This is a genomic window from Tenacibaculum litopenaei (assembly GCF_964514025.1).
GTDB lineage: Bacteria > Bacteroidota > Bacteroidia > Flavobacteriales > Flavobacteriaceae > Polaribacter > Polaribacter litopenaei.
Window position 1 is genome coordinate 980,616 of sequence record NZ_CAZEQT010000006.1, and the last position, 15,365, is coordinate 995,980.

Annotated in this window: 9 protein-coding genes; 3 read left to right on the top strand and 6 right to left on the bottom strand. The window is 41.7% G+C overall.

The window, feature by feature from the left end:
- Positions 1 to 13: 13 nt before the first annotated feature.
- From ACKTS5_RS13120 to ACKTS5_RS13135, 4 genes are read right to left on the bottom strand one after another with little or no spacing between them, the layout of a single operon-like run.
- Positions 14 to 3,034: an aminotransferase class III-fold pyridoxal phosphate-dependent enzyme gene (locus ACKTS5_RS13120; RefSeq protein WP_408044334.1), complete on the bottom strand. Its 3,021-nt coding sequence runs from the start codon at positions 3,032 to 3,034 to the stop codon at positions 14 to 16.
- Positions 3,034 to 5,028 (bottom strand): MGH1-like glycoside hydrolase domain-containing protein, encoded by a 1,995-nt coding sequence (locus tag ACKTS5_RS13125; RefSeq protein WP_408044335.1) that lies wholly within the window; start codon positions 5,026 to 5,028, stop codon positions 3,034 to 3,036. Before ACKTS5_RS13125 ends, ACKTS5_RS13120 begins: the two co-directional genes overlap by 1 nt.
- A complete protein-coding gene (locus ACKTS5_RS13130; RefSeq protein WP_408044336.1) occupies positions 5,021 to 5,884 on the bottom strand; it encodes an aldose 1-epimerase in 864 nt (287 codons plus the stop codon). The genes ACKTS5_RS13125 and ACKTS5_RS13130 overlap by 8 nt, the downstream gene beginning before the upstream one ends.
- A 28-nt stretch (positions 5,885 to 5,912) precedes the next feature.
- A complete protein-coding gene (locus tag ACKTS5_RS13135; RefSeq protein WP_408044337.1) occupies positions 5,913 to 6,911 on the bottom strand; it encodes a substrate-binding domain-containing protein in 999 nt (332 codons plus the stop codon).
- Between the two features lie 180 nt (positions 6,912 to 7,091).
- On the opposite strand from ACKTS5_RS13135, the gene ACKTS5_RS13140 reads away from it, so the two are divergent.
- Together ACKTS5_RS13140 and ACKTS5_RS13145 are read left to right on the top strand one after the other, a co-directional pair.
- Positions 7,092 to 10,223, top strand: coding sequence for a SusC/RagA family TonB-linked outer membrane protein (locus ACKTS5_RS13140; RefSeq protein WP_408044338.1), 3,132 nt, complete (start codon positions 7,092 to 7,094; stop codon positions 10,221 to 10,223).
- A 17-nt stretch (positions 10,224 to 10,240) separates the two neighbouring features.
- Positions 10,241 to 11,776, top strand: coding sequence for a RagB/SusD family nutrient uptake outer membrane protein (locus tag ACKTS5_RS13145; RefSeq protein ID WP_408044339.1), 1,536 nt, complete (start codon positions 10,241 to 10,243; stop codon positions 11,774 to 11,776).
- Between the two features lie 93 nt (positions 11,777 to 11,869).
- Here ACKTS5_RS13145 and ACKTS5_RS13150 read toward each other — a convergent pair whose 3' ends face one another.
- Positions 11,870 to 12,940 carry a proline racemase family protein gene (locus ACKTS5_RS13150; RefSeq protein WP_408044340.1) on the bottom strand — a complete coding sequence of 357 codons (1,071 nt, stop codon included), beginning with the start codon at positions 12,938 to 12,940 and terminating at the stop codon, positions 11,870 to 11,872.
- Positions 12,930 to 13,895, bottom strand: coding sequence for a bifunctional Delta(1)-pyrroline-2-carboxylate/Delta(1)-piperideine-2-carboxylate reductase (gene lhpI / locus ACKTS5_RS13155; protein ID WP_408044341.1), 966 nt, complete (start codon positions 13,893 to 13,895; stop codon positions 12,930 to 12,932). Before lhpI ends, ACKTS5_RS13150 begins: the two co-directional genes overlap by 11 nt.
- 138 nt (positions 13,896 to 14,033) lie before the next feature.
- Here lhpI and ACKTS5_RS13160 point away from each other — a divergent pair, with 138 nt between their 5' ends.
- Entirely contained in the window at positions 14,034 to 15,365 is a 1,332-nt protein-coding gene (locus tag ACKTS5_RS13160; protein ID WP_408044342.1) for a hypothetical protein, read from the top strand.

Genomic DNA, 15,365 nt, shown 5'->3' on the forward strand with positions numbered 1-15,365 from the left:
GCTATGCTGTTTTTTAGCGATTCATAACATCTTCTCGCAATATTTTTCTCAAATAATACAATAACTCATCCGCATTGGATTGTGAAAACACTAACGGAGGTTTAATTTTAAGCACATTGTAATCTGGTCCATCCGTACTCATTAAAATTTTGTGCTCTTTCATGCGATTGGCTAGATAGGCGGCTTCTTCTGCCAAAGGATGCTTTTGTTTATTGACCAGCTCGATTCCTAAAAAGAGACCTTGTCCTCTAACCTCTCCGATAATTGGAAACTCTGAGCTTAACGCTGTCAGAGCTCTTTTCAAATACCCACCTACTTCAGCAGCGTTATCTTTTAAACCTTCAGTTCGTACTGCTTTTAATACAGCAGTTCCTATGGCACAGGATACAGGGTTTCCTCCGAAGGTATTAAAGTACTCCATGCCATTGGCAAAACTTTCTGCGACTTCTTGAGTACAGGCAACGGCGGCTAAGGGATGTCCATTTCCTAATGGCTTTCCTATGGTCACAATATCAGGAGTCACCCCGTGTAACTGAAAGCCCCAATAAGTAGTTCCCATACGTCCACAACCGGTTTGAACCTCATCGGAAATACACAAACCACCCGCTTTTCTGACATGTTGATATGCTTGGCCTAAAAAACCTTCTGGCAATTCTATTTGTCCTCCGCACGAAATAATTGGTTCAATAATAAAGGCACCGACACCGCGTCCTTTGGCTGCTATATTTTTTACTTGATTGGCTACTTCTTCCGCGTACTTTTCGGCGGCATCCGCCCCGGTATACACCCCTCTAAACGTATCTGGCAAAGGAATGATATGCGTATGTTCAGGGGCTCCTGCTCCCCCTTTCCCATCAAACTTGTACGAAGAAATATCGATACAAGTATTGGCATTTCCGTGATATCCTACTTCTGAAGCAATAATATCTCGTTGCCCTGTATGCGTTTTCACCATTCTGATGGCGAGTTCGTTCGCCTCTGACCCTGAATTGACAAAATGCAGTACATTGAGTTCAGGAGGTAAGGTAGCGAGGAGTTCTTTAGCCAATTCATTAATATTCGGATGCAAATACCTTGAGTTTGTATTTAAAACAGCCATTTGCTCCTGCCCTGCCTTCACTACGTTAGGGTGTTCGTGCCCGACATGGGCTACATTATTTACCGTATCTATATATTTATTTGCAAATTGATCTATCAAATAAACTCCTTGTCCTCGCACCATTTTAATAGGCACCTTATACTGTAGGCTCAGGCCTTTTCCTAAGTGATTTTTTCGATAGGTTAACAAGTCTGTATTCGTTGCCCTAACAGGAGGTGCTAATCCTGGATTTTTAAATAGTAAATTCGGGTCTGGGCAAATTGAGCTCCATACTGGAAGTTCGGAATAAAAGGCAACTCCGGGGAAATCATCGACATACCCGAGTGTGCTCAGCAGTACCTGAAAGTGCAAGTGTGGAGACCAAGATCCGTTTTCATCAGAGTTCCCAAGCCAACCAATAAGATCTCCTTTTGCCAATTGCTGTCCTACTGCAATACGGGTCAAACTAGAGCGCGATAAATGTCCGTACAAGGTATAGAACTCCCACGAATCAACGCGGTGTTTTAAAATAACGAGACCTCCGTATTCCTTGAAACTATTATTATCAGCTACCGTAACTACTTCTGCATCGAACAATGTGTGAACCGGAGTCTCTGCAGGAAGCCAAAAGTCGACGCCTAGATGGATACTTCTCGATTCTCTTCCTTCATTACCGATTCTGTCAAAGGCTGTTGAAGTGTATAAATTTCTCGCCTCCAAATATCCTCCTGCCAATACTTTTTGAGGCATCTCCTTTTGCAATTGTGCCAACTTAAAATCGAATAAACTCAAATCATCACTTTCAGTATAATTTCCTAACCACAAGCTCTCAACACTTAAATCTAGTTCAAAAACACTATCACTAGTAAGCGAAGGAAAGAGTTCCCTGATACTAATAGTTTGTGTTTTTGCCCAAGCTCGAAACTCATTCGCATTCGGATGGGCCGGGTATTCACAGGTAGCTCTAAAGAAATACTCTGCAAACTCCGGAGCAAACGCTTTCCATTTTCGCAGTACTTCCCACGCGGGCTTTTCCGAGATTAACAGGTACGTATTGTCAGGCTCTTTCAATTTGTTCATTGCCGATTTAGTCACCGAAATTACCAAGCGCATAGCCACAGCCCAATACAAATGCTTCAACTCCTCTTCTGAAAAACCATACTCATCGTGATAGGCCTTTACTATGGGAGCCGACGCCTGTAACGGATTCTCAAAGCCCATAACTGCATAGGCAATTGCAATAGCAACGTCGTTGATTACCTGCGTATATATAGCATCTCCAAAATCGATAATGGCCGTTACCTTTTCACTCGGAATACGCGCTTCAACGACCACGTTATTATCATTAGCATCGTTGTGGACTACCGATTTTGGCAACTTGTTATAGTGCTCCCAATTGCTTTGAAATCCTCCTTGAAAATAGGCGATTACTTCCCAATCTTCTTGGCTAAACAGCTCCAAATGTTCTTGCGTCCACAAGCCTTGGGCGACATCCCATTCAAAAGCGCGATGGGCCTGTGGATGATCAAATCCTTTCAATGCCATCATTACCCGCGCTGCCTCGGTTCCAAGGCTTCCCAACAAACCATTACTAACAGGATTTACCTCACTCCACATTCTCCCTGCAACCCAGGTCAAAACTCGAACGAGTCGTTCTTCGCCCTGTTCATCCTTAATACGAACCAGGGAATTCCCTTTTTTATCTCTCAAAATTCTCGGGCTCGTTTCTAGCTGTGTTCCAACATGTCGAAGTAAGGCTTGTTGGTACTCGATATACGCCACATCTGCATCTGGGCGAGATACTTTTACTATGTAGGAGGGGCTACCCGATACATCAATTCTAAAATTGAAGTCCAATTCTCCAGGAAGCTCTTTTGCAATTCCTGTAATTCCGTAATTTGACGCCAAGATTTCCTCTGCTTGCGCCGTGGTTATTTTAATTGCTGCGTAATCCATTATTCTTCTTTTTGTAGCATCATGAGTACGTGTGCTGCACTCCAACTAAAGTTCTTTGCATTTAATCCCGCTCCGGTAATCGGGTGGTAGTTTTCTCTGATAGAAGGACCTTTTTCCAGCATTCCGTTTGCCCCGTTTAACAGTTTAACGAGCGCGGCATCGGCTTCTTGTTCAAAACCGTAATTGCGCAATCCGCGTATGGCAAAAAAAGCTTGATCTAACCAATTGGGTCCTCTCCAATATCCCTTTAAGGGGTTGAATTTTTTGTGATCAGCGCTCATGGTTTGAAACGGCACACGCGTATAAAATTTATCTGGATTCAACATTTTCAACTTGACCTTTGCCGCTTGATCCTCCGTTGCAACCTTTGCCCAAAGCGGTAACCAGCCTTCACTTCCTTCTCCTTTGATAAACTTCTTTCCATCGAGTGTCGTATCGTAAAACCAGCCTTCCTCTGCATCGAAAAATTGAGTTCTAATTTGATTTTTTAATACTTGTGCTTCGGCAAACAACCTAGAAACCTCTGACTCTTTTCCTAAGGCTTCTGCCAGTTCAAGTAAGTACATTTTCTCCGCGTATAAAAAAGCGTTTAAATCCACTGATTCCTGATTCATCGAATAGGCCTTTTCCGAATTTCTCAACATTTCTGTCCCATCAAATCGTATGGCATTGTCCATACCGCTTTCCCATTTTGCCGCGACCAAACTTCCATCTGTTGATCCGTATTCACAAAGTCCATCAGCATCGTGGTCTCTATCCGCATACCACCATTGATGGTACTTCAACAATTTAGGATACATTTGTTCCAAAAAGCTCTTATCTCCATCCCGTTTGTAGACTTCGTACACGGCCCAAGCTGCCAGTGGAGGCTTGGTATCGCGATAATTGTGTTTTTCTATAGTGGTATCACGGAATAAACAATCTGGAATAAATCCATTTTCTTCCTGAAAATCGAACATCAACGCTATTTGTTCTTTGGCCAATCGGGTATCGTAATAGGCCAATCCAACCGCGTGCTTCCACGAATCCCAAGCCCAAAAACCGTGAAACCATTTGTAATGATAACTTGGAAACAGGCCTTCATGTTTTATTTCTCCGGCAGGAACACGCCAATTATTTTGCAAGGTGAGTACTGCTTTTTGTACCAAAGATTGATAAATAGTATCGGTAAATTCAGTGCGGAGGTTGTTGACCAATGTACGTTGAATCGCCGCCTTTTCTTCCACTCTTTCGGTGAGAAGTCTGTTAAAATTCAAAGGACTTAAGTCAAGGGGTAACTCAGGGCTATTCCCAAACTCAAACTGCTGCGCAATCACGTATTGCAATCGCTGCCCAACGGGTAAATTTACTGAGACAACTGCCTTGTAACTCGTACTGTCAGCTGACAGCTCAAACGCTGAAGGAAAGCGAAGTTTCCCTACTGCTTTTGAATGTTTCGAAAACACATGGAGTTCATTATCCGCTGTTTCCAAATGGATTCCGGCTGCTACTATTGGACTATTCCCTACTACCAACTCTTCCGAAAAATCCTTCTCAGAAGTGTTCTCTAAAGTCAAACAAATGAGAGAACTTCCCGAATTGGCATATAGGAGTTTTAAACTTGCTCGAATACCTGAGGCCAGCAAAAAATCTTGTTCCAAGTGGCTCGCATACGATTTTTGACGTATGTTATACGGCCCTTGTACTGTTTCTGTGTTAGGAAATGAAAAACTCACAAAGGATGTTGCCAACCAAACGCCATTTTCTTGGGTCATTAAAAACGGGCCTGAAAAACCAAAAGATTCGCCGGCCTCTTTGTGAAAGCTACTTGCAAACCATGCTCCCTGATCTGAAAACATCAATCCAGATTTATCAAATTTATCCTTGGGAGTAACCCGATAATCCAACACATTTTCCAATGTCGGTGTTTTTTGCGAGCGTTCTTCGGTTGGTTTCGGTGCACACCCCATTCCTAATATTAGGAAGAGTGCACTATACACTACAATTTTATTCATCTTTTACACGAATTTGCCACTGGATATGAAACACTTCATCGGGGGCTAAGGTTTGCAATCCAATATGATTATTAAAACTATTTGCTGGGGCCGTCACTGGCTCTATGGCGATGTTATTACTCTTTTCTGGAGTGTATACCTGAAAATAGGAATTAGGATATGACGATGATACTTCTAAAGTATGCGATGGTGTTGTATACTTAACTTCTGGCGCATTCATCACAAAACAATGATCAAAGCGCTGCTCACTTATTAAAATACGCTTTGGCAAGCTGTTCTCCGCTATGGCTATAGGAACCATATTATCATCGTGTACTACTTCTTTGTCGGCATCAATTTCCAAAATACTCAACGCCCTGTTGTCAGAAGTAAAATAAGGGTGCCATCCGATAGAAAACGGGAAGCTCACCTCATCGGTATTCACTACTTCTACGGCTAGTGCTAAACGATCTGAAAACAAGGTATATGTTAAACGTACCTCAAACACGAATGGAAACCCCGATAATTTAGTGTGCTGCTCATAACGCAGCACCAAACGAGTGTTTGCTGTGCCCGTCACTAATGACTCCACGTAAAAGGTCTTATCGTACAACAATCCGTGTATAGCATCGGATTGGTTTACCGAATTTTTCTTCAAATACAGTTCTCGATTGTCAAAGGTATACCTCCCATCGACAATCCTGTTGGCAAACGGAAACAATACCGCAGATGCATAGGATAACTCGTAGGGAATTTCCTCAGAAAAATCTCCTATCACCTCGCGTCCTGCGAGGTGCAAAGATGTTAAAGCGCCCCCCTTTACAACGGAAACTCGCGCAGTAGCATTCTCGAAAGAAAACACTACTTCATCCTTCATTTTTGTGGTTTTGTCCAAAGTGTTCGTATTATAATGAATTTCTAATAATTAAGCTGTTCGGATTCTCTATCTGTTCTCGTGAACCGGTTAATAACATTTTGGCTAACTGACGCCCCATTTCTCTAAAATCAGTTGAAATTGTCGTTATTCCATCTTCTACAATCTCCTTAAGCAAGGTATCGTTATAACAAATAATCCCGACGTCTCTTCCTATTTTCATTTTTCGTTCTTTGATCTTTTTAATGATTCGGATGAGGTTTCGATCGTCCGGAATAATAATGGCATCCCCTTGACTTAAATCGAAATCTTCAATATCCGCTACCTCTATACCCGACACCCGATTCATACTGCAGAATTTTTCAAAGCCTCTCAAAAATCCATCAGGCTGTTTATCATCCTCAAACAAAAAAACGAGGCGATCGTACTTCTTAATCAATTCCAACCCAGCCATGAGCCCTTGAAACATATCTTTCTCAAATGGCTGAAATACCGCTGGGTAATTTTTCAACTCTTCACTCACTTGGTCAAGTAAAAAAACCTTATCTCCAGGAATTTTCTCCAATACGTGCGCAATACCGCGCAACTTCGCTGGCATGATCACATAAAAATTATACTTTCCTATATTGTCGTAAATCAATTTCTTAAACACCTCATAATTGAAATGATGGAAATATATATCCACCTCTATATTTTCACCGAGACTCTCCAAAAAGGCATTGTATAAATCTTCCTTAAAGGCATTCAATTCATCAAATAACAGAAACACCTTTTGAGTGATGTGGACACTCTCACTGTTTACGTAATATCCTTTCCCTGGAATCGACTGGATAATTCCGCGAACCTTTAAATCGTTATAGGCGAGCAAAACCGTATCTCTCGACAACCCAAACTTATTTCGAATACTATTTATGGAAGGTAGTTTATCTCCCAATTTTAGTTGTTTAAAAGTGATGGCTTTCTCAATAGAACTAATGATTTGCTTGTACTTAGGTACGCCTATTTCTTTCCTTACTTCAATGATACTCATATCACAAATATAGGATTTCTTTTTAAAAAACAAACTGGTAGGTACTAGTTGCTTTTTTGTTTATAGTTCATTTATATTAGCCCGGGGGTCCACTATTAAAAAGCTGAAAAAGAAAGAGAAAAACTCACCATTTACAAGGGGGTATTACAAAAATTCACCATTTAATCCACGATTAACGACATGAAACAAAAACAACACAGAACAAATCAAAAAATCGCAAAAAAGGCAAAATCCACCCTACTGGTCTGTTTTTTAGCGTTTTTAACTCAATTCACATTCGGACAAGGACGGACGTTGAAAGGAACGATTCGCGCAAATGACGGAGAACCACTACCAGGTGCTACCGTAATTATCAAAGGAACGACCAAAGGAACTGAGGCTGATTTGGATGGAAATTTCACCATTCAAATTACTGAAAACCAAATACTCTTATTTGAATATATTGGTTTTAAACCAAAAGAAATCACTTATGTTGGCCAAGCGAGTTTAAACGTAACACTTATAGAGGATGCACAAGTATTGGAAGAGGTTGTCCTTATCGGATATGGTAGCCAGAAAAAGAGTGATGTTACAGGAGCCGTAGGACAAGTCAAAGCCAAAGAATTAACGAAGGTAGTAACGACCAACCCCACCGATGCCCTGCAAGGGCGTGTAGCTGGAGTTACCGTTACTTCGTCATCAGGAACTCCAGGGGGTGTTGCTGATATTCTTATTAGAGGGGTAGGAAGTTTTGGTAGCAACCGCCCACTATTTATCGTCGATGGCGTTCAAGCTGACCCCTATTTTATCGATTCGAACAATATCGAATCTATCGAAGTTTTAAAAGATGCCGCTTCAGCTGCTATCTACGGAACGCGCGCTGCCAATGGAGTTGTGATCATCACTACTAAAAAAGGGAAAAAAGGACGCATCCGCGTAGACATTGAACAATCGTACAGTTTTAACACCCAACGAAAAAAACTTGAGTTACTCGATGCCAATGGCTACGTAAACGTGCACAGGCAAATGTACGAAAATGCAGGAGCGACTCTTAAAAACTACATCACGAATCCTCCGGCCGTCAATACCAACTGGATCAATGAAACTCATAGAGACGGGGAATTGCACTTGTTAAATGCTCGCATCAGTGGCGCATCTGACAACTTGAATTTCACTCTAGGAGGTAATTACGCAAACGAAACAGGATTGTTAATTGGTTCTGGATTTCAAAAACGCGGTATTTTTGCCAACGCCAACTTCACCGCTGACAAGCTTCAGATCACAGGAGCTTTAAACTACGCGGAAACCTACAGAGAAAACTACCAGTTTTCACTGCGTGAAACTTTTCAAATATCACCACTCATCCCTGTAAGAGATGCCAGTAAACCTTCGGGATTTGGTTATAGAAATGGTGACTTACCTGATCACAGAAATCCAGTAGGTGATGATTTTTTCCGCCAAGGACATACGAAATTAAAATACTTTATAGGAAATGTCGGCCTCAAATACGAGCTTCTACCGAACTTAAAAGTTGGTGCTAATTACAGTATCTCAAACCTTGCGAATTTCACCTATCGATACCACAAACCATTTCGAGTGAGAGACAACGATGACAACGAACAAAACAAATATCACTTTATTTCGGAGTACAACAGCGATTTTAGGAGACTCAATCAAGAATACACCCTCAACTACAAGTTCGATATTGGCCAGCACAATGTTGAATTACTTGCGGGATACCAACGAATCAGTGAACCATTTCAAGAAAATTACGTCCAAGCAGAAGGTTGGAAACTTTCTGAAACGGATTTAGACGGCAATGGTGATTTAGACGACAAAGAGCCAGTAGCGCTGTTGGATGAAAATTTCAACACCTTGAATGCATTTCGCGATGCCAAAGCGACTTTTTCAGGAAGTGGAACTCGTGCTGCCTATAGCCTCGTATCGCAATTTGGACGTCTTAACTACGCCTACGCAGATAAATACTTGGTACAAGCAAGTATTCGTAGAGACGGAAGTTCAAAATTTGGAAAAAACAACCAATACGGAGTATTCCCTTCATTCGCTTTAGGATGGAAAATTACCGAAGAACAATTTATGCGCGATCAACAGTGGTTTGATTTCTTAAAACTGCGCTATAGCTGGGGGCAAGCAGGAAACGACAGTGCACTCGGTTATTACTCTTACCAAGCCTTAATTACTCAAGGATCTAACCAGAACAACGGAGGATATATTTTTGGAAATCCTCAAACAGCTTATACTGGGGGAATTGCACGTGATTTAGAAAATCCAGATTTAAAATGGGAAACGAGTATTTCATCAAATATTGGATTGGACTACGCTATGTTAAATAATAAACTGAAGGGATCTATTAACTACTACCACACGAGAACGAAAGACTTACTCATTGTCAAAGAAGTTGCCCCTTCGAGTGGGGTTCGCAACCCCGTTGTTAACGTCGGTGAATTTGTGAACAAAGGAATCGAATTTGAATTGGGGTATACCCATAGTTTTGGCGAGTTAAACTTTTCGTCTTTTGCAACCTTCACTACCCTGAACAGTGAAGTTACAAAGCTCGGAAGAACTGACCAAGTTCTCAAAGGAGCTGGATTATTGTTTGGAGCAGATCACTTTGTTAACCAAACTCAGGTAGGTTACGAACCTGGAGCCTACTTTTTACCAGTAGCAGACGGCATTTTCCAATCACAAGCTGAAATTGACGCACACGATCCTGCAGGAACCCTACAACCCAATGCTAAACCGGGAGATATTCGCTTTATAGACCAAAACGGTGATGGTGTACTCGATAATGAAGATGCTATCTATCAAGGGAGTGCTTTACCTGCCTACGAATACAGTTTAAACTTATCTGCTGACTATAGAGGGATTGATTTCAACATCTTCTTTCAAGGGGTTGGAGGAAACAAAATCTACAACGGAAATCGCTTCCAATCTATAGGAATGGATACCGGAAGGAACTTTGAAACGAGTACGTTGAACGCTTGGACCCCAAGCAATACGCAAACCGACATACCAAGAGCCGTTTTAGGAGACCCCAATGGGAATAACCGTGCTTCTACCCGTTTTTTAGAAGACGGAAGCTATTTGCGAATCAAGACCATCCAACTAGGATATACACTTCCTAAAAACGTAATTGAAAAGCTCAACATGCACAAGCTCCGCTTTTTCGTTACCGGACAAAACTTGTTTACGTTTACTAATTACAGTGGTTTAGATCCAGAAGTTGCGGGATCTATCTTATCGAGAGGTATCGACCGAACCTTGTATCCACAATACAAATCTGTCATCCTCGGTGTTCAACTTCAATTTTAACCAAAACATCTACTATCATGAAAAAAATTATCAGTATACTCGTTTTAGGACTCGGTTTGATTGCTTGTAATGACAACGAGTTTTTAGAACAACAATCACCAGATCAGCTAACCTCTGAATCGTATTGGAGGAACGTTGAAGACGCACAAGCAGGATTGACAGCTACCTATGCAGAATTAGAATCGAGAAGTAATTTCTGGAATGGTTGGCAAGAAGGAAGACCCGTGGTTGAATACTTTCGTTCAGACTATTCCTTACCAGGACCAGACGCTTCTAACTACGCACACTGGATGTCTATTTTCAATTTTAATTACAACAACGGTCATACCTTTGTGAATGTTTTGTGGACCACAAATTACAAAGGAATCAATTTTGCGAACCAGGTAATCACCAAAGTGGGTGCCATGACTGCCGATCAAATTTCGGATGCTGACAAACGTCAAATTATAGGAGAGGCTACTTTTTTACGTGGCTATTACCATTTTAAACTCCTTACCCTTTACAAGAATATCATTGTAAGAAAGGAAATCATTTCTGACCAAACGCTCGACAAAGCACTGGCTTCACGAAGAGAAGCTTGGCAGGCTGTCATCGATGATTTTAAAACGGCCAGTGGCATGTTGAAAACAAAAGGCAACACGGAAGCTGGACGCGCCACGATTGGGGCGGCACAAGCCTACCTCGGTAAAGCCTATCTATACAAAGCTGGAGATCCTAGTGCATCGGACGCAAGCGATTATCAAAATGCCATCGACGCCTTTAAACCTGTAATCAACGGTACTACTGGAGCTTACAACCTCGTTAGTAACTATTCAAGTCTGTTCAACGGCGAGAACGAAAACAACCCGGAGTCAATTTTCGAATTACAGTTCAAAACTGGAGATGCAACCTCTTGGAATGCTACCCGATTACACGCTTTTATAGGAGACTGGTCTATTGGTGGATGGGGAGGTATTGAAGCGACAAAAGCTCTAGAAACCACTATGAAGTCTGAAGGTATGATTGCCACGAACGGATTGTACGACAACCGCCTTTATGGAAGTATTTACTTTAGAGATCCCTATTTCAACGACAGCGCCACCCCACGCATGCAAGGATATACCTGGGATCAATTAATGAACTGGCAATATGGAAATACCAACGCAAACAAGGTGTACTACAGAAAATGGCTACCGAATTACGTATGGAATAATTCTTACATCGGTCTCAATGTAACTTTGATGCGCTATGCTGACGTATTGCTTATGTATGCCGAAGCATTAAATGAAACTGGAGCGACAGCGCAGGCCATTCCGATCATCAATCAAGTGAGAGCTACTCATGGATTAATGCCTGCTATTACAGTGAGTTCGCAAACAGATGTTAAAAAGCAACTGATTCACGAACGAACTATGGAACTCACCTTGGAATCTGTTCGTTTCTTTGATTTAAGACGTTGGGGCATGCTAGATCAGGCTATGCAAGCCGCAGGAAGAACTAATTTCAAAGCATCAGAACACGCGTACTTACCTGTTCCGCTATCTGAAATCAACAACAACAATAACATTAACTAACGTAAGAGGGTATTTAAATTTGTTAGTTAAAAAAGGAGGATGCCTTATGGTATCCTCCTTTTCCTTTCTTTCGTAGTACTTTGCCCCCAAGCACTAACGCAAAATGAACCCGTTTTTCATCGGGTCTGCAGGGTCTATCACAAAACAGTGTTTCCCCGTAATGTGTGCGGTACCCGTAACCTCTGGAATCACCGCTGTAAACGGACCGTAATCTTCTTCTCGAACTACAGCTCCTTTAAATACTGATCCAGTAATACTTTCGATGCGCATCGAGTCTCCGATACGAAGTTCTTTTCTTTGATGATGAATAGCCATTCGACCTGAAACTCCTGAACCAGTAGGACAACGATCTACCTCTCCTTCCGCGAAAATGCATACATTTCTGCTATCAGCACCCGATGCTTGTTTCGTATTGTCGATAAAAATTGTCCCGTATAAGAAACTTAAATCTCCTTCAAACGGATGCACCACATCCTCGTCTTGCGACATTACGGCCTGTTTAATATCCATCCCTGTTTGTATCAAAGTTCTATAAGAGGCTTCTGTTAGATCGAAATTAAAATTGTGCTTCGCCAAATCTACATAGGCATAAAATGCACCTCCATAAGCTAAATCATAACGCACGGTACCTAGGCCAGGTACGGTAACCTGCCTGTCAAGCCCCACAACAAAACTCGGTACACAGTGAAATCGCACTCCTTGTACCTCTCCTTTTTCCACGTCGACATACGATAGTATTCTCCCGCATGGCGCATCAATTTTTAAGGTATTTTCTCCTTCTTTTACATCAATCCACTCCTGCTGAACAGCCAGCGTAGAAATGGCAATGATGGCATGCCCACACATGGTAGAGTAGCCTTCGTTATGCAAAAACAAAATTCCGAAATCCCCTTCGTCATCATTGGCTGGCACCAAAATACAACCGTACATGTCAGCGTGTCCTCTCGGTTCGAACATCAAAGCCGTTCTCAAGTGATCCCAGTTTTCCTTACAGTAGTTTCTGTATTCCAATACCGAATTTCCTTTCAGTTCTGGAAATCCATTTAAAATTACTCGCAATGGCTCCCCGCCAGTATGCATATCTATCGTTTCTATCTGTAGCCAACTGTCGGGAAAGGTTGTCGACTTAGCATTCCTAATTCTCTGATAGGTTTTATTTTTCATTTGTGTACTTTCCATAATAATAAGCTGCTGCCGACACGTCTTCAAGCGCGTGACCGACAGATTTAAATAAGGTTATTTCCGCAGTTGTTTCTCGTCCCTGATGTCCTTTGCCGCAAAGTTCAAAAAGATCCGCTAGCACCTCTTCTCTTTGCAAAACTCCAGTTGACAACGGCAGCACGATATCTCCGCTTTCTTTGAGTCCTCCTTGAAAAGTATCGACAAAAACACGGGCTTTTTGCACCGCCTCATCGTCCGCTTCTCTCATGTCCTTTTTATAGGCCCCTACCAAATCAATATGCTGTCCAGATACCAAATCACAACCAAATACCAAGGGAAGTTTTGATAAGGTTGCACAGGAAATAATGGCCACTTCTGAAACTAATGAGCGGTATTCTGTTACCGCTTCCACCCTGATATGTTTAGGTAAGCAAAGGGTGTCAACTACCTTTTGTGCCTTTGCTAATGATCTACCCCAAACATAAACTTTCGTAATTGGACGTACGGCACAGTGCGCCGTAATCAAATTAGCACTCAGTGCGCCCGTACCTAACATCAATAAGGAATCGGCATCTTTTCTCGACAAAAAACTCGAGGCTAACGCAGAAGCTGCGGCGGTTCTTTTGGCCGTCAAACTCTTAGCCTCTAATAGGGCTTTAATACTTCCAGTAGTTGCATCTAGGTAGATATAAGTACCTTGAATAGCTGGTAAATCAAATTGACCATTGGCCGGACTCACGGTTACAATTTTCACCCCAGCATCTTCACTCGGATTCCATGCTGGCATTAACAATAATGTTGAATCTTCTCCTACTTCTGGATTTGGAAAATCGTGATGATGACGCATTGGAACGGTTGTCACATTCTTTCTAAACGCTTCTTTCAAACACTGAATCAAGGACTTAAAGTCGGTTGTTTTTTCTATAAATTCTTCGGGAATTTGAACTATTTCATTCATACGATAAAATTAACCAATAATCCCTAAACTAATTCAATACTACCCGATAACGAATAATATACTATTAGCTATGGATAATTTAATCCTATTCGTTCTCTAGCAGAGCCTGTATTTTTAGACTCTAAAATTCACTGATTTATGAAATTACTGTCGCGTGCGCTACTCTTATTGCTATGTATCAGTTTCGGTGTTTCTTGCAAGAAAAACACCGACAACTCCAAACCAATCACTATTAAAGACGAAATTCAAAACCTATTTCCGAATGCTCAAATTGACAGCATCCCGAGCAAAGGTCATTTTAAAAACTCCTTCCGAATTCAATACGATAGCCCTTTAGATCCTAAGCATCCCGAGTCCGGAAGTTTTAAACACACACTATACCTTTCTCATGTCGATGTGAATGCGCCTACCGTATTGGTTACTGACGGATATGCATCGTATCCGAGAAAAACGGAGTTAAGTACCTTACTAGAGTCAAATCAAGTAATCGTAGAGTACCGCATGTACGGAAGTTCACGTCCAAACCCAATACCTTGGACCTATTTAACAAATGACAACGCTGTAGAAGATTATCATTTTATCGTAGAAAAACTAAAAAAGATATACCGTGGCAAATGGCTGAGTACCGGAATTAGCAAAGGAGGAGAAACTACGATGATTTACAAAAGCAAGTACCCTAATGACGTAGACGTTGCCGTTCCTTATGTCGCCCCTCTAATCAACGGCGTAGAAGATCCACGCCCCAATACGCATATTAACAGCGTTGGTGAGGCGAGCTGTCGTCAGCGAATTCGAGACATTCAAAGAGCTATTTTACGCGACAAAAAACAAGCGTTACTAAGCTTCCATAAAATTGCGACAACAGAAAAGTTGTCCTTCACGGAAGTGAGGCCAGCAGAGGCCTTAGAATATGCTGTACTAGAATTTCCGTTCTCCTTTTGGCAATGGAATGGCAATTGCACTGCCTTACCCCAAAAAGGTGCTACGACCGAAACTTTAGTTAACTTCGTACACGAAGTGGTAGGTATTGGATTTTACAGCGATGCTGGTTATGAGCGTTATTTACCCTCTTTTTATCAGCATCTGAGAGAATTAGGGTACTACGGTTTTGACCTCACTCCTGTTGCTGATTTGTTAACTGAAGTCACGAGTAGTTCAAACAGCAGGTTTGCTCCAAAAAACGCAGCACTCAATTACAATCCAAACTATATTAAAAAGGTTCGTGACTACGTAGAACAACGCGGAAATCACATCCTCTATATTTACGGGGGCTTAGACCCATGGGGAGCTTGTGCCCCAGTTCCCAATGCGCAACTCAACGCCTTAAAAATGGTACTGCCGACAGGAACCCATAAAACAAGAATCAAAGATTTTAGCCCAGAAGCACAAGACAGTATTTATGCTACTTTACAATCTTGGCTGGGCAAAGACATCAAAATACACCCACTCTACAAAAAACAAACACGATAG